This window comes from Sutcliffiella tianshenii, assembly GCF_016908565.1.
Taxonomy (GTDB): domain Bacteria; phylum Bacillota; class Bacilli; order Bacillales; family Bacillaceae_I; genus Sutcliffiella_A; species Sutcliffiella_A tianshenii.
This window is the reverse complement of record NZ_JAFBED010000007.1, coordinates 1-21208: the sequence shown is the minus strand read 5'-3', so window position 1 is coordinate 21208 and position 21208 is coordinate 1. Positions and strand designations below refer to the sequence as shown.

Sequence of the window (21208 nt, the reverse complement as noted above, 5' to 3'; positions counted from 1 at the left end):
GAAATGAGTAACGAAGAAATGAACAAAAACAATGATGGAATCAACACAAAGGACTTTTTAATCGGTACATTGATTGGTGGAATCGTTGGAGCGACTACTGCACTTTTCTTAGCGCCTAAATCAGGCAGAGAGCTTCGTGAAGACATTACCGATCAAGCGACTCAACTTAAGGAAAGAACAGATAACTGGAAACAGCAAGCGACTGATTTTTCAACAGACTTGGCTGAGCAGGCACGTGAGAAGTCCAATCAATTAACAAAGGCTATCACTGAACAGACACAGCAAGTCATGGACAAAGTGAAGCAATTGAAGGATAGAAACGGTGATGTTTCTACAGATCTTCAGGATCAGGTTCAGGAAATCATCTCAGAGGCTGCCACTGCGATTGAAAGCGGCTCTGATGAAATGACAGATGAAGTGAAAAAGAAACTAGAAGATACTAAAGCTGCATTGGAAGATGTAGAGAAGCAACTGACTGAAACTAAATAACTTGAGTATAATGCGGCGAAGTGATATGATAACTTCGCCGTTTTTAATTCGGGACAATCTAGAGGATGGTGTAATGCTATGAGTAAAACATTGGTTCAATCTGTTGAACAATTCGAAGAGCTGGTTAAAGAGAATGGTACATTTCTTTTCTTTAAGAACAGTACAACTTGCCCAATAAGTCATGCAGCTTATGAGGAATTTGAAAATTTTGCTGCTGACCACAATGAGATTCCTTTGTACTATTTGCATGTTCAGGAAGCAAGGGCCTTATCCAACCATATTGCAGATACATATTCTATTAAACACGAATCTCCACAGGCATTGCTTTTCAAAGATGGAAAAGTAGTATGGGATGCTTCCCATTGGAAGATCACTTATTCTTCCCTTCAGGAAAATGTAAAATAAAAACGAACGGGCCCATGTAGCTCGTTCGTTTTTTGCTTTATTGGTATACTTTCTTCTCCCACTTGATATCCAGCTCATCACCTTGTTGAATGAAGTCATAGAAGGATGATTCCTCCCCATTTTTCTGCAGCTTAAAAGAACCTGCACCGAGTGGTTTCTCGATTTCTACAAACCGGAAAATATCCTGGAAGATAAATGGCTCTTTTCTTCTTACCATGAGCTGGATGTGATCTCCATTGGCAAGTGTTTCCTCTTCAGTCAACAGCACCCCATTACGATAAAATTCAAGCAGTGTTTTATGAAGAACAATTTTTTGTCCATTGTACTGGACTGATATTTCCTGCTTCGTTTCATAGTTTTGGATCACGGATAACATTTTTACTGTGGCTTCTGAACCATCTTTCCATTCAATAACATCGCCCGGGGAGAAACCATCCTGCAGGCTTGCTTTTTTCCCGTTTACATAAAGCTTCTTGGAAAAATGCTCGAACTGCGTATTCTCATCGTTCAGATAAAGGACAAAAGGAGTGAAATCCTCTTCTTCAGTCAATAACTCCTTGATGATAGAAGGATAATTGAAAACGATCTTATCCCTGTCATTTAAATAATCGTCCAAAGATGCCTTTTTTTCGTTAATGAGAAGAGTCGGATCAATAACACGTGTGGTTCCGTTAACCTCTAACTTGATGCTTGGCAAATCCTTACCAATCACATCTCTCACAGTAGCTGATGCGGAAACTCCGTCCACACCTTGTTTCACTTCAATGGTGTCCCCGTTTTGGATGGAATCATAGCTTTGCGCGGGCTTGCCATTCTTGTATATTTCAGGAGCAGACCCAAGGCTGCCCGGCAGTGTGATATGCTTCCCGTTAACGGTGACAATCAGGGCAAGCCCAGGCTTCCCTACCAATTTGTTGATGGAAATACCTGCAGCCAACAGACTGTCGCCAATAGTGAGTTTTTTCACATCAAATAGACGCACCTGCAGCTCATTTACAGTGACAGATACATATTCAATCGGCTTTTGCTTTGCCGCAATGGCTATACCGATCGGAGTGACAAATTCTGGTCCATTGATGGAAATGTCCGATTGTTGCAGCTGAGAGATGGCATCCACCCCGCGAATTGCCACACGGTTTTCAGGTAGATCCAAGTATTGTGCAATCGCGGAGGTCAGGGTGGGGGTCAAGCTTCCTCCGCCGACAAGCATGACAGCCCTTGGTGATTGCCTATTATTTTGATGTTTGATTTCATCTGTAATGGCTTTAGCCAGCTTTTCAATGTAAGGTCTGATCTGTTCTATCATGGATTCTTTCATTAAAGTATGTTCAAAACCTAAAATATCAGTGAAAGTAATCTGGTCTTTATGTATCATCTCTCTTTTCGCCTTTTCCGCTTGAGGGAAATCCAAAAGATAATGATCACTTAACCCTTCTGTGATCTCATCTCCGGCAACAGGGACCATACCATAGGCAGTGACGGTTCCATCCCTTGTAATGGCAACATCTGAGGTTCCTGCACCGATATCAACAAGAGCAACGTTCAGGCGGCGCATGCTGGGAGGGATCAATACGTTGATCGCCGCTATCGGTTCAAGGGTCAGTGCTTCAAGCTGCAGGTTAGCCCGCTGTAAAGCTGATATGAGCGACTCCACCACTATTTTCGGTAAGAAGGTGGCGATGACTTCGGCAGTAGCAATCTCACCTTTTTGATCAAGAAGACTACCGATTTCCTGACCGTCCAAATAATAGCGGAGAATCGAATAGCCAACACAAAAATATTGATTGGCGGAATCCTGCTCATTCTTCAATAGCTGTGCTTGAGCATCTTGAACAGCTGCCAATTCCAATAGGAAAATATCATTCTCTGTAAACAGCGATTTCCCTTTAATGTCCTGGGTGGAATGGGCGGTCTGCGTTTTTAGGGCTCTGCCTGCCGCTGCCACACAAACTTTCGTAAGGGGACCATGTTTTTTCTCAAGTTCCGTTTTCACATATTCGATTACCTTGGAAACTGCCAATATGTCATGTATCTGTCCATCCAGCATGGCGCGTTCTTCATGTTCCTTTGTCACCATATCAAGGACCTTGAACTGCTCGTTCTGCTGTTCCAATAATAGGCCGACTACAGATCTTGTCCCGATATCCAATGCAAATACTTTCGAGTTACCATTCAAAATAGGTACACCATCCTCTATAAAGGCTCATATAATACTTTATCGCTTAAAAGCGTTTAATTATTAAAGAGATTTTTCGTGACAATCACTAATTGTTCGTTTATAATAACTAATTAATAGAAATGTACCATAACTTGGTGCTGTTATAAATAAGGAAAGGATGAATTTAAATGAGTCATAACGAACTAGACGCCTTGCGAAAACAAGTAGAAGAACTTAACTTACAACTATTAGAGGTCATCAATAAGCGCGGTGAGCTTGTACAGGAAATTGGAAAGCTCAAGGAAGCGCAAGGTGTAAATCGATATGACCCTGTGCGGGAAAGAAAGATGCTCGACTTGATCACAGAACACAATGATGGTCCTTTCGAGACATCTACCTTGCAGCATCTTTTCAAAGAAATTTTCAAAGCTGGACTTGAATTGCAAAAGGATGATCATAGAAAAGCACTGTTGGTATCGAGAAAGAAAAAGCCTGAAGATACGATTGTAGATGTCAAGGGTGTCAAGATTGGTGACGGCTCTCAACACTTCATCGTGGGACCATGCGCTGTGGAAAGTTACGAGCAGGTCGCTCAAGTGGCACAAGCAGCCAAAGCCCAAGGAATCAAGCTATTGCGTGGTGGAGCATTCAAACCTAGAACCTCCCCATATGATTTCCAAGGACTGGGCTTGGAAGGCTTGAAAATCCTGAAGCGTGTAGGCGATGAATTCGACATGGCAATCATCAGTGAAATCATCAATCCTGCAGATATTGAAACAGCATGTGATTATGTGGATGTTATCCAAATCGGTGCACGAAATATGCAAAACTTCGAATTATTGAAGGCAGCAGGTGCAGTGAGAAAGCCTGTCCTTTTAAAACGCGGACTTGCAGCAACGATTGATGAATTCATCAATGCAGCAGAATACATCATCTCACAAGGAAACGACCAGATCATCCTTTGTGAACGTGGAATCAGGACGTACGAGCGTGCCACCAGAAATACGCTGGACATTTCCGCCGTGCCTATCTTGAAAAAAGAAACGCATTTACCGGTATTCGTCGATGTGACACACTCAACAGGACGAAGAGATCTTCTATTGCCTACAGCAAAAGCTGCACTCGCAATCGGAGCAGACGGCGTCATGGCAGAGGTCCACCCTGATCCAGCAGTTGCGTTATCCGACTCTGCACAGCAGATGGACATCGATATGTTCAATGAATTCATCACAGAGCTCCGCAGCCATTATGCTTATAAATCATAAAAGATAACCAACCAAGACGAGCACAAAAGCTGCTCGTCTTTTTATTAGTGAAAAGCATATTTTCAGGATAATAGCTGTCGATTGGAGCAATAGGCGAAGACTCCTGCGGGAGGAAGCGTTTAGTGGAGACCCCGCAGGCGAAGCCGAGGAGGCTCCACAAACGCCCCTTGGGTCGCTGCGCCTAGTGCGGAAATCTACAGCGGTGCTCTACAGAGCGTTTGATTAAAAAAGCTTTTTATCACGAAAAAAACAAATAATTTACCCTTGATTGGGCAAGATGAACAAAAAGGCAGTAAATTCGTTGCTTGTCCCACCATAATAACGTATGATAATAAAATAAATGCGCAGAAATTGCCATTATTATCTTATATAAAACTGTTTTACCTACATAGATGCATGTAAATGAAGGAGTGTGTGTTTGAATGAACGTAACAATTTATGATGTTGCCAGAGAAGCGAATGTATCCATGGCAACGGTTTCCCGTGTAGTGAACGGAAACCCTAATGTAAAACCGACCACAAGGAAAAAGGTGTTGGAAGCCATTGAACGATTAGGATACCGGCCGAACGCTGTCGCTCGTGGACTTGCAAGCAAAAAGACCACAACTGTCGGTGTCATCATCCCTGATATCTCCAATATTTTCTACGCAGAACTGGCACGTGGAATAGAAGATATAGCGACGATGTATAAGTACAATATCATCCTGAGCAACTCAGATCAAAACGTGGATAAGGAAATGCATCTTTTAAATACGATGCTTGGCAAGCAGGTAGATGGAATCGTATTCATGAGCGGAAATATTACAGAGGACCTTGCTGCAGAATTTGAAAAATCCCCTGTACCGATCGTTCTTGCAGCATCCATTGAAAGGGACAATAAAGTGCCATCCGTCACCATCGATTATGTCCAAGCTGCCTTTGATGCGGTTACTGCCCTAGTTGAAAAAGGACATAAGCGTGTTGGATATGTATCCGGACTGTTTGACGAACCTATCAATGGCGAGAAGAAATTGACAGGTTATAAAAATGCCCTTAAAGAAGCAGGCATTTCCTATGATGAAGAAATCGTCATCGAAGGGGATTATAGCTATGATTCAGGGATTGAAGCTGTAGAGAAATTCATCAGCTTGGAAGATAGACCGACCGCAATCTTTGTAGGCACGGACGAAATGGCACTTGGCGTGATTCACGGTGCACAGGATAACGGACTTAATATCCCGGAAGATATAGAAGTCATCGGCTTTGACAATACCCGTCTTGCTACGATGGTTCGCCCGACGCTTACGACTGTGGTTCAGCCGATGTATGATATCGGTGCTGTGGCTATGCGATTATTGACCAAATTCATGAACAAGGAAAAAGTCGAAGAACAAACTGTCGTACTTCCCCATCGAATTGAATTTAGGCGCTCAACAAAATAAAAAAACTGTCGATATAGATAGTAAAAGAGGACAAAAAGATTTAAAATTTGTCCTCTTTTTATATCAAAAATTTTAAAAAGCGCTGTAAGGTCAGGGGAGAAAGTATGAAAAAGCTTGATATGTTAACACCTATTGGACTTGTACTTGGATTTGCGATGATTGCCTTTGGAATATTAAGCAATTCTGGATTTGCCGGAGCTGCAAGCTTTTTGGACCCTGCGTCCTTATTCATTGTACTGGGAGGTACCACTGGCGCGCTCTTCATCACTTTTAATCTGAAAGAAATGAAGCTGATGCCCAAAGTGCTGAAGGCGACATTTTCCCGGGAAGAAACGGAACTGCCTGCCCTCATTGAAACATTTGTCCGCCTTTCTGACCGTGCAAGAAGAGAAGGTCTATTGGCATTGGAAGCAGAACTTGAAGATGTGGAAGATGAATTTATAAAAAAAGGGATACTCCTTGCAGTGGATGGCGTGGACCCAGAGGTCATTCATGATATTATGAACGCTGAAATAAGTGCCATGGAAGAACGCCACTTAAAAGGGAAAAACATATTGGAAAAAGCGGGTGAATATGCACCTGCATGGGGAATGATCGGTACATTGATCGGGTTGGTCCTCATGTTGAACAATTTAAATGATCCTACTACGCTCGGTCCCAACATGGCGATTGCCATTTTGACGACATTATATGGCTCCCTATTGGCCAACCTCGTTTTCTTGCCGATGGCTAATAAATTGGGGAATAAGACAGAAAAAGAAGTATTTATGAAGCAGATCATCATTGAAGGGGTCATCGGAGTCCAATCCGGCCAGAACCCGAAAATCCTCGAAGAGAAGTTATCTGCATTCCTGACTGCCCAAGATCGTGAAAAAGAAGAAGTGGAAGTGATGGAGGGGATGGAGGAGACTGTACGATGATCAGGAAGAGAAAATCGTCAAAGGCACCAGGTGCACCGCTATGGATGGTGACATTTTCCGACCTTTTCATGCTTGTACTCGTATTCTTTATCTTGTTATTTTCGATGTCACAGATAGATTTGGTGAAATTCAAAGCAGTTGCAGAATCATTCAAAGAGACGAATATATTGGATTATTATCCTTCTGCTGTCCCTTTTGATCATCCTACTGATTTCACTGTCGAGACGGAATCAACAAACAACAAAGAAGAAGATCAGACGAATCCACAGGAAAGTGAGCAAACTCTCGAAGAGCTATTGCATGAAGTACAGAAATTCCTGGAAGAGAACGACCTGGAGGATGTCGTACTTGCAAATCGCACTGAACGTGGAATCGTGCTCGTCCTGGAAGAAAAAGTACTCTATGAAACGGCAGAAGCACGAATCCTTCCAACAGCCTACCCTTTCTTGGATAAAGTAGGTACGTTACTGACGAAAATACCAAATTTGGTGAAAGTGGAAGGACATACGGATAACAGGCCGATTTCCACTGAAAAGTTCCCATCAAACTGGGAATTGTCCGCTGCCCGGGCAAGCAGTGTCATCCGTTACCTCGTTGCTGAGCATGATCTCGACTCCGAGAGGTTTGTAGCAGTAGGGTATGGGGATACAAGACCGATCGTACCAAACACTTCAACTGAAAATTTTCAAAAGAATAGAAGGGTCGAAATAGTCATTTCAGATCCGCAGTATGAGGAAAAGATCAATTAACATTGGTCTTTTTTCTTTGGGGGAAAGATATTTTAGAGATGAAAAAAACGCCAAACCGACATTGGTTTGACGTTAGTTTCTTGGCAATATTAATATTTCCACTCGTCTATTTTGTGCTTTTCCATCGTCGGTATCGTTGGTGGCGATGGGTTCAAACTCCCCAAATCCTTTGGCACTGAACCAACTTGGATCTAGTCTATCATTTTCGATGATGATCTTCATAAAATTTACAGCTCGCATCACGCTTAATTCCCAGTTAGATGCAAATTTCGAATTGTTGATTGGAACATTATCTGTATGTCCGCTAATGATGATGTTTCTTGGTGGGTTTATCACTAAAAGATCTGAAATTTCCTTGGCTATCTCCATATCTTCTGTTCTTACCTGGTCACTACCTGATGTAAATAATACATTATCCCGTATTAGGACCAGCAGCCCTTCATCTGTTAATGAAGTGTCCAGCATCTTACTTAAATCTTTTTCTGCGATATATGAGTCAATCCTCTTTTTGATGGATTCAAGTTCTTGCATGTCAGCCTTATGATCAATTTCATCTTTTTCCTCATCTGGCTCGATCTCATCTTGTACATCAATAACAGCTGCGTTCTCCTTAGAAACTGGGTTTGGATATTCAAGAATGCCGGATCCATTTGAAAAAACTTCATTAAAAACTTCAGAAAGCGCCTGAAACTTTTTTGCATCAATGGAACTCATCGAGAATAATACAATAAATAACGCTAATAGAAGTGTCAGAAGGTCAGCATATGGAATTAACCAGGACTCATCAATATGTTCATCATCGTGATGCTTCTTCCGTCTTCTACTCATCCTTCAACCCTTCATTTCCTTCATAGATTTTCTTTCTTTCACTTGTAGGCAGATAGGAAGAGAGCTTTTGTTCAATAACCTTTGGAGATTCGCCTTCCTGAATGGATAATATTCCTTCAATCATCATATATTTCAATTTGGCTTCTTGTTTTGATTTCCTCTTCAGCTTATTGGCAAATGGATGCCAAAGCACATAACCAGTAAAAATACCAAGTAATGTTGCAATGAATGCTGCACTTATTGCCTGGCCGAGTCCGTCAATATCGTTCATATATTTCAATGCAGCAACTAATCCGATGACTGCCCCGAGTACTCCCAGGGTGGGGGCGTATGTCCCAGCTTGAGTAAATATCAAAGCTCCTGATTGATGTCTTTCTTCCATCGCTTCAATTTCTTCTGATAATACATCTCTAATGAATTCGGCACTTTGTCCATCCACCGCCAAGGTTAGACCATTCCTTAGAAACTCGTCTTCTATATCGACAGTTGTTGCTTCAAGTGCCAACAATCCTTCTTTTCTCGCAACTTGAGCCATACTTGAGATAGTTTTAATTAACTCTATTGGATCCATTAGTTTTCTTTCTGTAAATAATATACCAAAAAGCTTTGGCACTCTTTTGATCTCCGAAGTTGGAAAGGCAATGGTTACCGCACCCACAGTTCCCAAAAATATAATTAAGAGTGCTGCTGGATTGATTAACGCAGCGGGTGTAACTCCTTTAAAAAACATTCCCACTCCGACCGCTATTAATCCTAAAATTAGACCTACTACCGAGGTTTTGTCCATGAAATACCCACCTGTTCCTATTAAATAAACTTTTGTTCATACAAGGCTTCCTATCGTTGAAGAAAATTCATTCTTTTATTATTTCGACAAAATCTCTTATCTTTTTATAGAGGAAAATTTTTAATTTTTTTCAAAGTACATGCGAGATGCAAAACAAAAAAACACTTTCCCTATTGGTCGGAAAAGTGTTTTAGATTGGCTCAGCCTATGTTGTGGTTTTCATTCCTTAGATGACTGATCGGGTAAAGTGCTTTTAAAAGGATCTGTTTGTTTTTCTCCGTTATTTCTTGCTTGCGCGGAATGGCTTTGTACATGTCTATCGGATCTTCCCATTCTGGAGGGAGGGTTACAGGGGCCTTCGCCTGCCATTCGTTTAACCATTCTTTTGGAATCGCTCCGGTGACATTATGATTATCAGTCATCTCAGCCCAAAGATGCGACCATGCCCTTGGTACGACACGCCAGATATCATAGCCGCCCCCGCCGACGGCAATCCAGCGCCCGTTGCAATATTGATGGGCGATTTTATGGGCAAGCTTTGGTATTTCCCTAAATACCTTCATCGTGGTCGAGAGGTGGGTAAGGGGATCATGATAATGTGCATCCACACCATTTTGGGTCAAGATGATATCAGGTTTAAAAAAGGCTGCAATTTCGGTCAACGCCTGTTCATACACTTCAAGAAAGGATTCATCTTCGGTAAACGCGTCAACGGGCACATTGAAGGAGTAGCCATAGCCGTCCCCTTGTCCGCGCTCATTCACATTCCCTGTTCCGGGAAACAAATACCGCCCTGTTTCATGGATGCTTAAGGTGCATACATCGGGATCCTCGTAAAACGCCCACTGTACACCATCGCCATGATGGGCATCTGTATCCACATACAAAACACGTGCATTGTATTTTTCCTGTAAATATTTGATTGCCACTGCACTATCATTATAGATGCAGAAGCCGGAAGCTTTTCCAGGGAATCCGTGGTGGAGCCCGCCACCAAGGTTCAATGCATGTTCCGATTTCCCACTCATCACATAGTCGACAGCAGTCAATGTGCCTCCGACCAGCAGGGCACTCGCCTCATGCATATTTGGAAAGATTGGGGTATCTTCTGTTCCAAGTCCGTAATTGTTTGCTTTTTCTTTCGGCAATAGTCCCTTGCCAGCGAGTTTCACAGCTTCGATGTATTTTGGATCGTGAACCAATGCCAATTCCTCATCTGTTGCCATCCGGGGAGGAACCACATCCCCGGAGGAAAATAGATTGCCTTTTTGGAGCAAATCATACGTGAGTTTCACTCTTAGCTGGTTGAAGGGATGATTCTCGCTGAATTTATAGGTTTGAAAATCATCCGAGTAAACAAAAACCGCTTTTTTCATGAAGTGACTCCCGGCAGATTGGGCCAAAGGACCTCATAGCCTTCTTTTTGCAAATCCTTGATTACCCCGGTCGGATTCATGGTTTGAACGCGCAATACAATGATTTTATACTGTTCGTCCTCATGTGGATAGACTAGGACACTCAGTATATTAAGTTTTCTCTCTTTAAGGATGGATGTCAGTTCCGAGAGCTTGCCTGAGATATTCTCCACCTTCACCTCGAATTGAGAGGCAGGCTGATTGGAGCCCGTCAGCTGGATAAAGGTGTATAGCAGATCTGATTCCGTTAAGATACCTACCAATTTCGAATCCTTTACAATCGGAAGACAGCTAATCTTATATTCGTAAAAAAGTGCAGCGACCTCTTCGACGAAATCCAGGGGATGCCCGGTAAGCAGGTTGGTCTTCATCACTTTGGAAAGAGGCTGATTCAAATCCTCCTTGCCTGCATTTTCAAACAGAGAAGAATGCAGTACGTCACGCACATCCCTGTCAGAAATGATCCCGACAAGCTGCTGTTTTTCATTGACGATCGGAATATGACGGATACTCTTTTTCTCCATCAGCTGAAGTGCCTGTTCCACCGTATCGGATGGCAGAAGCGTAAAAACATCTTTTTTCATTATTCGTTCAACGATCAAAAGTCTCTCCTCCTTGTAAAGCAAGTTCCTTTAAGACATCATATGCTAGTACATGAAGCGGTTGTGAAAGCGGAGCTGATCAAATCTCTGTACAGATTCTGCATCAATGTTTTTCCCGATTCTTGCCATCAGGCAGTTGGCCGGATGGGAGCTGATTTCCGGATCGTCGGTTGCGTAATATTCCAAGCCGCCGGCATTCATCATTTTTTCCATCACTTTTCGATATTCCCATACATTGAGGCCGGTACCCTTTAAATCCCAGTGCCAATAATATTCAGTCGTTATGATAATATAATTTTCCATCATTTCATCCATCATCGATACCTGAAGAAGAGTCTTGCCGACGGAGCTTCCCCTGACCTCTGGCACAACCTCGATGGCCCCGAGCTCAATCAGGTTATCCATTTTTCCTTCCGACCATCTTTCCATCGGATCAGGATATAAATAAGTCACATATCCAACGATCGTATCATGTGTCCGAGCAATCAGGATCCTTCCCTCCGGAAGCCCCGCTATCTCGATCAATGCCTTTCGCTGCTGGGCAGGCGGCCTGAAAGCTATCAGATCTTCATGGAACTCATAGCTTGCGAGTTTCTCCGGCGTTACCGGTCCTTCTATAATCAAGCGGCTATTTTTCGTTTTGATTTCTTTTGCATTATAAGTTTTTCTATGTTCCAACAATCATTCACCCACTTTTGCCTACGATAGTATAAAACTATTTTCTCACTTTACTGAAAAAAAACAAGAGAAATAAAACGCTTACATACCTGCTAACTATAAGTCTACTAAAAATCGGGAAATAATTCATGTGATTACACCGATTTTTTAAAAAATTGAGAAAAAATAAAAACTATACTATAATAGAGGGTATATTTTACATAAGGGGGAGTTGTAGATGAAAGTGGAAGCGCTACCAGTAACAAAGGGGAACTATAATCTCGAAGACTATCAACAAACCTACCATAATTTCGATTGGGCAGAAGTGGAAAAGAGCTTCAGTTTTGCCGAAACAGGAAGAGTGAATGTGGCATACGAAGCGATTGACCGTCATGCCTTGACTCACAGAAAGAACAAAGTGGCACTTTATTACCGCGACCCTGAACGTGATGAAAAGTACACGTTTAAGGAAATGAAGGAAATGTCCAACAAAGCGGGCAATATCCTTCGCCAGACGTGCGATGTGGAAAAAGGGGACAGAGTTTTCATTTTCATGCCCCGTTCACCTGAGCTTTATTTTGCAGCACTCGGTGCGATCAAATTAGGTGCCATCGTAGGGCCTTTATTCGAGGCTTTTATGGAAGGTGCCGTTAAGGACCGCTTGGAGGATAGTGAAGCAAAGGTGATCGTGACGACGCCAGAACTTTTCAAGCGCATTCCGTTCGATAGCCTGCCGGCTTTAAAGCATGTCGTGCTAGTAGGAGAAAATGTAAAAGAAGAAGGACCTTTTATTGATTTTAACGGACGTATGAAGGATGCAAGCAAAAAGCTGCAGATTGAATGGGTGGATAAGACGGACGGACTAGTCCTTCATTATACAAGTGGATCCACTGGTAAACCAAAGGGTGTGCTGCATGTGCATAACGCGATGGTACAGCATTATCAGACCGCAAAATGGGTATTGGACCTTAAGGAAGAGGATGTATACTGGTGTACGGCAGACCCGGGTTGGGTAACAGGAACTGCCTACGGTATCTTCGGTCCTTGGTTGGCCGGTGCATCAAACGTCATTGTGGGAGGACGTTTCCGCCCCGAGGCTTGGTATCAGACAATCGAGGACTTCGGCGTTTCGGTTTGGTATAGCGCTCCGACTGCGTTCCGTATGCTGATGGGAGCTGGGGACGAGGTTGTGAAGAAGTATGACCTGTCATCGCTTCGTCACATCCTGAGTGTAGGGGAGCCTCTTAATCCGGAAGTAATCCGCTGGGGAGTAAAAGTGTTCAACCTGCGCGTGCATGATACTTGGTGGATGACGGAAACCGGTGCACAGCTGATCTGTAACTACCCATGCATGGAAATCAAACCGGGCTCCATGGGCAAACCGATCCCGGGTGTCGAAGCGGCGATTGTCGATGACCAAGGAAACGAACTGCCACCATACCGCATGGGGAACCTTGCCATTAAAAAAGGCTGGCCATCCATGATGCATACAATCTGGAATAACAAAGAAAAATACGAATCCTATTTCATGCCAGGCGACTGGTATGTTTCCGGCGACTCCGCCTATATGGATGAAGAAGGATACTTCTGGTTCCAAGGCCGTATCGATGACGTCATTATGACCTCAGGCGAGCGGGTCGGACCATTTGAAGTGGAGAGCAAGCTAGTCGAGCATCCGGCTGTAGCAGAAGCGGGAGTCATCGGTAAACCGGATCCTGTCCGTGGGGAGATCATCAAGGCTTTCGTTGCACTGCGTGACGGCCATGAAGCGACAGATGAGCTGAAAGAGGAAATCCGACAGTTCGTGAAACGCGGGCTTGCAGCCCATGCAGCACCTCGTGAAATCGAGTTCCGTGATAAGCTGCCTAAGACACGAAGCGGGAAGATCATGCGCCGCGTCCTGAAGGCTTGGGAGCTTGACCTGCCGACTGGTGACCTGTCGACGATGGAGGACTGATTTTTCGAAATTTTACACTACGACTTTGGACGTTGACGAAGTCATGTGGAGCAGCCATCCCCTTTGGAGGGGATGGCTGTTTTATTTGACGGAATATGTGATGCTTTGTTCTATATGGAAATATTTTGTAAAAGTTCGATAGAAGTCGAAAAAAGTTCAATAGATTTGGAAAAAAGTTCGATAGAGCCTGAAAAAAGTCCGATAGACCTCAAAAAAAGTCCGATAAACCTCAAAAAAAGTTCGATAGAGCCAGAAAAAAGTCCGATAGAAATTATCTACCATATGAACTAATCAAATAGTTATGAAAAAGCTCCCGAATCAGCAGGAGTTTCAGCTTAAATACCGAATTCTTATCCTGTACAAAAAAAGGAGTGATTTTTTGATTAAAAAACTACGTGAGACTGCCGGTATTATCACAATTCTAGCCATTTTGTTAAGTCGCTTGCCCAAAAGCCATCCCAAGTATGAGCGGATTAGAAATGACTTAGAGAAAAGAAAAGCGGGGGAGTACGGTGAGGACTCACTGGATTATTTTCTTTCGCTAATCCGCGGAACTGATTTCAAAATCCTTCACAATATTCGACTTCGCTTTAAAGACTACTACTTCCAAATCGATACTCTACTATTATTTCCATCCTTTTTCATCATCCTTGAAGTGAAAAACTTAACTGGCACCCTCTTGTTCGACCCTAACCACCAGCAATTAATCCAAATTAGAACAGATGAGTCAGGCAAACAGGTAGAAAAGGCAATGACAGAGCCGATACTTCAAGTGAAAAGGCAATATAGTCAATTCAGAGAATGGCTTTCAGGAATAGATGTACCACCCATACCAGGTGAGATGTTAGTAGTTTTAACAAATCCTAACGGAATAGTAAAGTCCCTTTCCAACCCTCAATTAGTCCAAGAAATGGTCGTAAAAAATACGGCTCTATCATTCAGAATAGAAAAACTCATTAGTAAGTACGGTACTCCAGGTTGGAACAAGAAAGAGATGAGAAAAGTCATCAACAGCCTCCTTAAACACAACACCCCATTGCAAATTAATCTCCTAGATTACTATGAAATATCCATTCCAGAATTGCTAACAGGTGTCAGATGTCCGAAATGCAGCGAACTGGCAATGGAAAGATGGAATGCCAGATGGAAATGCCATCACTGTAAACATACATGTAAAAAAGCTCACATCAATGCTCTAAATGAGTTCGCACTCCTAATTAGTAAAACAGCCTCTATTAAAGAATTATGTGACTTCCTCCATATAGCTGATCCTGTTAGAGCCAGAAGGCTGCTTGCTCCTATGAATTTAACCACCCAAGGAAAAAATAGATACTTAAAATACATCCTCCCCTAAACAATTTTATTTCCCAACACATAAATTTCGTATTGCGAAACACTTCCCGCAAGCTTACAATAAATACAAGAACTTGAGAGTGGGGAAGCAGCATTGAGAAATCATAAGTTATTTTTGTATACGAAGGCACTATCTGATTTTGGTTCTTTTATGGACCTCATAGTTTTGAATGTGGTTGTGTATGCGGCGACCGGCAGTCCGGTTTGGCTGGCTGCGACAATGATAGCAAGGACGGTCGGGGGAGTGCTGGCAAGCTTGGTGTCAGGAGTGGCGGCTGATAAATGGAACCGTAAATCGATTATGCTGTTTACGGATTTTGCACGTGCAGGCCTGATACTACTGCTCATCCCTTTTCCTGATCCCATCATGATCATCGTCGTATCAGGTTTGATTGGATTTATCAACAGCTTTTTCATGGTCAGCTTCAGCGCGGAGATCCCGCAGATATTCGGCCAGGATAAAATCATCGAAACCAACTCCCTGATTGCGAGGCTGACCTCTGTCAGCCTGGTAACCGGTTTTATAGGGGCTGGTGTGATCACGGAAATGCTCGGATATAAATACACATTGTTGATTGATGCAGGGACGTATATATTATCTGCAATTGTACTATGGCGGCTGAAGTGGAATATGGCAGTACCTGAAACAAAAGCAATCAAAGGTGTCAGACAAAACATCATTTCCATCGGCAAGGATATTTCGGAAGTTCTTCAATACCTGAAGCGTGCACCGATGCTACTGAAAATCAATGTTGTCTTCCTGATTGGGGCCTTTGCGGGTAGCTCCCACAATCTTGGTATTCCGCTCCTTGCCGAGGATATAAGTCCAGAGCGCCAGAGCTTTTACTACGGTTTGATCTGGGGGGTGTGGGGAATCGGTTCAGTGCTTGCCACTTATACCATCCCACGTCTAAGCATCATCAGAAGTGAGAAAATATATATGGTGTTCTTTGTATGTGCCATGTTCATGTCGCTTGGGTTTATCTCGTTTTTATCAAGTACCGTGGTTCCTGTTGTGCTTGCCTTTGCCTTCCTGACAGGTATCTTTGATGCAGGATTCACAACACTTCATGCAAGCCTGCTGCAAAAAGCGGATAATTACATCCGGGGAAGGGTGTTCGCGGTAGGCATGCTGCTCAAGTCACTTGGTTTTGCCATCGGATTCTTTGCAGCTACCATGCTACTTAGCAACATGAGCATGCCGCATATGGTGTGGATCCTGCACGGAACATTAATCACTACATGTTTGATCGCAATCGGAACTTCTTTATTCCAATCAGCTAAGAAGAAGCACGTAAGTGTTGCAGGGGAAAGTAGAGGATAAAGGAAAAAGAGCTCTGAGACAAATTTCGTCTCAGAGCTCTTTTTTATATTAATCATCACCATTGGAATCAGGTGGCGGATCGGTGGAGTTGTCGTCACCTTCGCCATTACCGTTTCCGTTTCCGTTTCCTCCGCCATTATTGCCGCCTCCAGGTGGTGGAGTGGTTGGTGGCTTAGGTTCAGGTTTCGGTTCTTCTTTCTTATCTGGATCTCCAAGTTTTGCTGAGCTTGATGGAGCGGAAACTTTTCCACTGGCATTGATCGCTACAACATAATAGAATCCAGTTCCTTGAGAAAGGTTCGTACTTGTTGACTTTCCTGCAGGAACAGAAGCAATTTTCTTAGCTGAGCCTGAACTGTTTGCAGAATGATAAACATAATATCCAATCACATCTTTTTCCGGGCTTGCAGACCAGGAAAGCGTCGAGCCGGAGATGCTTACTCCGCCTACTTGCTTTGGAGCCTGGTTGTTGACCGGTAACGGATCTGTCGATAGGACAGTAAGGTTATCAAAGATTGATTTATTTTCCATATATTTTGCCAGCTCTTCAACATCTTTGATTTGCAGTTTCTTTAAGAAATCAGGCTTTAACATCGGCCCTTCTTTTACAAATTCTGAAGGTGTAGAACCAAGTGGCTCATATGCGACACCGCCAATTTGGACGTATCTACCAACAGTCAAGCTATCGTCCACTTTGGTCGGTGCGAATGCTGCGTTGAAGAGATCCTCCCCGACAAGACCGGCTTGACGGCACAAATCGGATGGCAGCATGCCGGAAAGCTTGCAATAGCTGCGCTTTACAATTCCGCCTGGCATCTGGAACCGTTCTGTTGGTGCAATGTATTCCGGGTTCACTTCATATGCTGCATTCAACAGCTGGGCCCAGAGCATTTGGCTTCGCTGTGTCGGCGTATAGCCAGGATCGTTGGTCAGCCTTCTTTTTTCTTCATAACCGAGCCATAATCCAAACGTGATGTTAGGGTTGGAGGCAACCATCCAGACATCTTCTGTATCCTGGGTGGTACCTGTTTTCCCGGACCAGTCTGCCGAAAATTGAAGATTTTTAACGGCAGGTCCACCAGTACCGCGGCTGCTCATAACATCCCGCATCGTATCAATCATCAAGTAAGCTGTCTGAGGAGAGTAGATTTGCACTGGCTCCACTTTATGCTCATAGATAATTTCCCCATCTTTGGATTCGATTTTCTCAATAATATATGGTTTAAGGTAATTTCCGTTATTGGCAAAAGTAACATATCCTGCAGTATTTTCCTCTACAGACACTCCGTAAGTAGGAGCACCAAGTACGGTCGAGAAATTACCCTCATCGTACTGTTTATCGATTTGAGAAAAATTTTGTTTAATAAGAAAATCAAGTGGATCCTTATCCAATATTCCCATATACCCGCGAATTGCGGCAAGGTTATGGGATAACCTTACTGCATCACGTACTGTAACCAGGCCGTTGAATTTCAAGTTCCAGTTTGTCGGTTCCCAAAATGATCCATCAGGTTGCTCGACTGACATCGGGGTATCGGCCAAAATGCTTCCAGGCTGTAATGTCCCCAATTCATAAGCAGGGGCATACCCTAGCAGTGGCTTCATCGTCGATCCATTATGACGATAGGTTTCTGTAGCGAAATTAACCTCGGAAATAGAGAAATCCCGCCCACCAACGAAGCTTTTAATGGCTCCGGTCTTATTGTCTAGCATAATTGCCCCGACCTGCTCCATATTTGTGTCCAGCAGTTCACCTGTTTCTGGATCGGTCTTCTCTTTGAATTTGTGAGTTACGTCAAAGTATGGAAAGTCGTCCTTCACTACTTGCATCTTGTCAAAGATTTCTTTATCAATTGTTGTATATATCCGGTAACCATTTTGTCTAAGCGCAGTATCTGCAAGGTTTCTATACTCGGCTCTTAAGTCTTTATTGGTTTCCAAGTCTGAAATTTCATATCCATCCTGGACAGCCAGCTGCTCAGATATGATACCCCTTGCGCGATTTTCAATCTCAAACGTCACATGCGGATATTGCTCAATCGCTGAATTCGTCGGTGCAGTGAAATCTTTTGTGATGTCGTACGCAATGGCTTCCTCATACTGCTCATCAGTTATTTTGCCCATGGCATTCATGCGATGAAGCACATAGCGCATTCTTTCAAGGCCAGGAGCCAATCCGGCCTCATCCTTCACTTCCGCGGATCTTGTGAATGGCGTATAGGCGAATGGACTTTGCGGTAGCCCGGCGATGAAGGCTGCCTGCGGAATCGTAAGCTCGCTGATATCGACGCCGAAGATTCCTTCTGCCGCCGTTTGTGCCCCTGCGATGTTCCTACCGGAAGAATCTCTTCCAAATGGTGAAACATTCAGGTAAGCTTCGAGTATTTCGTCTTTGCTGAAGTAGTTTTCAAGACGCAGGGCTAAAAGGATTTCCTTCGCTTTACGGTCGAAGGATACTTCATTGCTCAGTACCTGGTTCTTGATCAGCTGTTGTGTCAGGGTACTTCCCCCTGTCTGGTTGGCCGAGTTTGTCACTTCCTGTACAAGGGCGCGGACAATCGCTTTTGGCACGACGCCTTCATGTTCGAAAAAGTACTCATCCTCGGTTGAAACAAGGGCATTGATCAAATGCTCGGATACGTTCTCCAGGGCCACTTCCTCACGAACGAGATCCGCACGGTATTTCCCTAGGTACACATCGTTTGCAAAAAACATTTCTGTTGACTCTTCATAGTTGTAAATGTTTTTCCTCATATCTTCATAGGACCGGACTTTTTCATCTTTGACGAGTGCTGCAAAGTATCCTGCACCTGCACCGCCAGCGAATGATGCCCCGATCAATCCGATGACAAGGAAAATCAAGATTAGATTCCACACTACTAAATATGTAATGTTTGCGCCCTTTTTCGTGTATTTATTGACGAAAATCTGATAAAAGGACTGCGTTTTCTCTTTGAACTTGTCGTAGTTTGACATAATTTATCTACCCCCCGGCAAATCATACTAATTATAGCATATAGCGGATTTCTAGCGACAAAATTTTTAATTTTTCCAGGATTTTGTTGACACTGGGCTTGCGCTTGTGATAAAAAGACTGTATATTATTTTTAACATAAGAGCGAAGACAGGAAAGAGTAGTGTATATGGGCTTGCTTAAAGAGAGCTGATGGTTGGTGCAAATCAGTACACCCCTATAGATGAATTACCTCCTTGAGCATCTTTTGGGAACGGCGAATTCGGCCTAGTAGCAAAAGACGGTGAAAACCGTTACATTTTTGAGTGGGAAAGCATAGTGCTTTTCAATTAGGGTGGTACCGCGTATAAACTCGTCCCTTCTGTTATGGAGGGATGGGTTTTTTTGTGTTTATTTTGAACAAAAGGAGCAAAAAACATGAACTTATTAGAGGATTTAAAATTCAGGGGCTTAGTGAATCAGGTTACAGATGAAGAGGGATTGGTGAAGATATTATCCGAGGAAAAGGTTAAATTGTACTCCGGATTTGATCCGACAGGTGATAGTTTGCATATCGGGCACTTGCTGCCTATCTTGACGTTAAAAAGATTCCAACAGGATGGTCATCATCCGATTGCATTGGTTGGTGGAGCTACAGGGCTGATCGGAGACCCGAGCGGAAAGAAAGCGGAACGTACATTGAATACGTCAGATATCGTCGTGGACTGGTCCAACAGGATCAAAAATCAGCTTTCTCAATTCCTTGATTTCAAAGCCGGCGATAACCCTGCGGTAATCGCAAACAACCATGACTGGATCGGCGAAATGAATGTCATCACTTTCCTTCGCGATGTAGGGAAGAATTTCGGTCTTAATTACATGCTGGCAAAAGATTCTGTGCAATCCCGTATTGAATCAGGAATCTCCTACACCGAATTCAGTTACATGATTCTTCAGTCTTTGGATTTTTTACATTTATACAAAGAGCAGAATTGTAAGATTCAAATCGGTGGAAGTGACCAATGGGGGAACATCACTGCGGGTCTTGAATTGATCCGTAAGTCTGAAGAGAATGCAAAGGCATTCGGATTGACGATTCCGCTTGTAACGAAAGCTGATGGCACGAAATTCGGTAAAACGGAAGGCGGAGCGGTCTGGTTGGATCGTGAAAAGACTTCTCCTTACGAGTTCTACCAGTTCTGGATCAACACGGATGACCGTGATGTTGTGAAATACTTGAAGTTCTTCACATTCCTATCTCACGAAGAAATCATGGAGCTTGAGAATGAGTTGCAGGAAGCACCTGAAAAACGCTCAGCGCATAAACGCCTGGCAGAAGAAGTGACGAATTTGGTGCACGGGGAAGCATCCCTTGAGCAGGCGATCCGTATTTCCAAAGCGCTGTTCAGCGGAAGCATCTCTGAATTGACAGCTGATGAAATCAAGCAGGGATTTGCAGATGTACCTTCCTTTACAATTGAAAAGGAAGAACAGCTGCAACTTGTGGAATTGCTTGTAGCAAGCAAGATCGCGCCATCCAAGCGCCAGGCCCGTGAAGATATCACAAACGGTGCCATCTCCATCAATGGCGAAAAAGTGCAGGACCTTGCTTACGTACTCGGTGACTCCGACCGTATCGAAGGCGAATACACCGTAATCAGAAGAGGGAAGAAGAAGTACTTCCTAATTAAATACTAAAATTAGTGGAAAGAGGTGGAATATATGTCCACCTCTTTTCTAATAGCTGCTATTATGTATCTAGCTGTTGATTGGAGCAATAGGCGAAGACTCCTGCGGAAGGCAGCGTTTAGTGGAGACCCCACAGGCGAAGAGAAGTGCACCCCTTTTGTTGGACACACATCTAACAATAGGAGGTGTACTTCAGTTGACTAAATTTACACGAGAAGTAAAACATCAAGCCGTAC

At 43.4% G+C, this 21208-nt stretch carries 18 protein-coding genes and 1 other annotated feature; of the genes, 11 read left to right on the top strand and 7 right to left on the bottom strand.

Annotation, left to right across the window (positions count from 1 at the left end; all coding sequences use genetic code 11):
- Nucleotides 1-3 precede the first annotated feature (3 nt).
- Together JOC95_RS15635 and ytxJ are read left to right on the top strand one after the other, a co-directional pair.
- Nucleotides 4-489, top strand: a complete 486-nt coding sequence (locus JOC95_RS15635) for a YtxH domain-containing protein (protein ID WP_224839296.1) — start codon at nt 4-6, stop codon at nt 487-489.
- A gap of 78 nt (nt 490-567) precedes the next feature.
- Nucleotides 568-894, top strand: a complete 327-nt coding sequence (ytxJ, locus tag JOC95_RS15630; protein ID WP_204418147.1) for a bacillithiol system redox-active protein YtxJ — start codon at nt 568-570, stop codon at nt 892-894.
- A 37-nt stretch (nt 895-931) separates the two neighbouring features.
- Here the strand turns inward: ytxJ and JOC95_RS15625 are convergent, their stop codons facing one another.
- Entirely contained in the window at nt 932-3070 is a 2139-nt protein-coding gene (locus tag JOC95_RS15625) for a cell division protein FtsA (RefSeq protein ID WP_204418146.1), read from the bottom strand.
- A 170-nt stretch (nt 3071-3240) separates the two neighbouring features.
- On the opposite strand from JOC95_RS15625, the gene JOC95_RS15620 reads away from it, so the two are divergent.
- The 4 genes from JOC95_RS15620 to motS all read left to right on the top strand — a co-directional run bounded on the left by JOC95_RS15620 (nt 3241) and on the right by motS (nt 7407).
- Nucleotides 3241-4317, top strand: a complete 1077-nt coding sequence (locus tag JOC95_RS15620; protein ID WP_204418145.1) for a bifunctional 3-deoxy-7-phosphoheptulonate synthase/chorismate mutase — start codon at nt 3241-3243, stop codon at nt 4315-4317.
- Between the two features lie 422 nt (nt 4318-4739).
- Nucleotides 4740-5738 carry a catabolite control protein A gene (ccpA, locus tag JOC95_RS15615; protein ID WP_204418144.1) on the top strand — a complete coding sequence of 333 codons (999 nt, stop codon included), beginning with the start codon at nt 4740-4742 and terminating at the stop codon, nt 5736-5738.
- 104 nt (nt 5739-5842) lie between these two features.
- Nucleotides 5843-6658: a flagellar motor protein MotP gene (motP, locus tag JOC95_RS15610; protein WP_204418143.1), complete on the top strand. Its 816-nt coding sequence runs from the start codon at nt 5843-5845 to the stop codon at nt 6656-6658.
- On the top strand, nt 6655-7407 hold the full coding sequence (gene motS / locus JOC95_RS15605) for a flagellar motor protein MotS (RefSeq protein ID WP_204418142.1): 753 nt from the start codon (nt 6655-6657) through the stop codon (nt 7405-7407). The genes motP and motS overlap by 4 nt, the downstream gene beginning before the upstream one ends.
- 72 nt (nt 7408-7479) lie before the next feature.
- Here the strand turns inward: motS and motB are convergent, their stop codons facing one another.
- The 5 genes from motB to JOC95_RS15580 all read right to left on the bottom strand — a co-directional run bounded on the left by motB (nt 7480) and on the right by JOC95_RS15580 (nt 11717).
- Entirely contained in the window at nt 7480-8235 is a 756-nt protein-coding gene (gene motB / locus JOC95_RS15600; protein WP_204418141.1) for a flagellar motor protein MotB, read from the bottom strand.
- Complete coding sequence (gene motA, locus JOC95_RS15595) at nt 8228-9022, bottom strand: flagellar motor stator protein MotA (RefSeq protein WP_204418140.1); 795 nt, start codon at nt 9020-9022, stop codon at nt 8228-8230. Before motA ends, motB begins: the two co-directional genes overlap by 8 nt.
- A gap of 200 nt (nt 9023-9222) precedes the next feature.
- Complete coding sequence (locus JOC95_RS15590) at nt 9223-10398, bottom strand: acetoin utilization protein AcuC (protein WP_204418139.1); 1176 nt, start codon at nt 10396-10398, stop codon at nt 9223-9225.
- Complete coding sequence (locus tag JOC95_RS15585) at nt 10395-11039, bottom strand: acetoin utilization AcuB family protein (RefSeq protein ID WP_204418138.1); 645 nt, start codon at nt 11037-11039, stop codon at nt 10395-10397. The genes JOC95_RS15590 and JOC95_RS15585 overlap by 4 nt, the downstream gene beginning before the upstream one ends.
- Nucleotides 11040-11084: 45 nt before the next feature.
- Nucleotides 11085-11717, bottom strand: coding sequence for a GNAT family N-acetyltransferase (locus tag JOC95_RS15580; RefSeq protein WP_204418137.1), 633 nt, complete (start codon nt 11715-11717; stop codon nt 11085-11087).
- 217 nt (nt 11718-11934) lie between these two features.
- Between JOC95_RS15580 and acsA the strand changes: the two genes are divergently transcribed.
- From acsA to JOC95_RS15560, 4 genes are all read left to right on the top strand, one after another.
- Nucleotides 11935-13653, top strand: coding sequence for an acetate--CoA ligase (acsA, locus tag JOC95_RS15575; protein ID WP_204418136.1), 1719 nt, complete (start codon nt 11935-11937; stop codon nt 13651-13653).
- Nucleotides 13654-13725: 72 nt separating this feature from the next.
- On the top strand, nt 13726-13944 hold the full coding sequence (locus JOC95_RS15570) for a hypothetical protein (RefSeq protein WP_204418135.1): 219 nt from the start codon (nt 13726-13728) through the stop codon (nt 13942-13944).
- A gap of 88 nt (nt 13945-14032) precedes the next feature.
- Complete coding sequence (locus JOC95_RS15565) at nt 14033-15007, top strand: nuclease-related domain-containing protein (RefSeq protein ID WP_204418134.1); 975 nt, start codon at nt 14033-14035, stop codon at nt 15005-15007.
- 93 nt (nt 15008-15100) lie between these two features.
- Nucleotides 15101-16330 (top strand): MFS transporter, encoded by a 1230-nt coding sequence (locus JOC95_RS15560; RefSeq protein ID WP_204418133.1) that lies wholly within the window; start codon nt 15101-15103, stop codon nt 16328-16330.
- Between the two features lie 48 nt (nt 16331-16378).
- On the opposite strand, the gene JOC95_RS15555 is transcribed toward JOC95_RS15560, so the two are convergent.
- Nucleotides 16379-19306 carry a transglycosylase domain-containing protein gene (locus JOC95_RS15555; protein WP_204418132.1) on the bottom strand — a complete coding sequence of 976 codons (2928 nt, stop codon included), beginning with the start codon at nt 19304-19306 and terminating at the stop codon, nt 16379-16381.
- A gap of 136 nt (nt 19307-19442) precedes the next feature.
- Nucleotides 19443-19667, top strand: a binding site (T-box leader).
- Between the two features lie 54 nt (nt 19668-19721).
- Between JOC95_RS15555 and tyrS the strand changes: the two genes are divergently transcribed.
- On the top strand, nt 19722-20981 hold the full coding sequence (gene tyrS / locus JOC95_RS15550; protein ID WP_204418131.1) for a tyrosine--tRNA ligase: 1260 nt from the start codon (nt 19722-19724) through the stop codon (nt 20979-20981).
- The last annotated feature ends 227 nt before the right edge of the window (nt 20982-21208 follow it).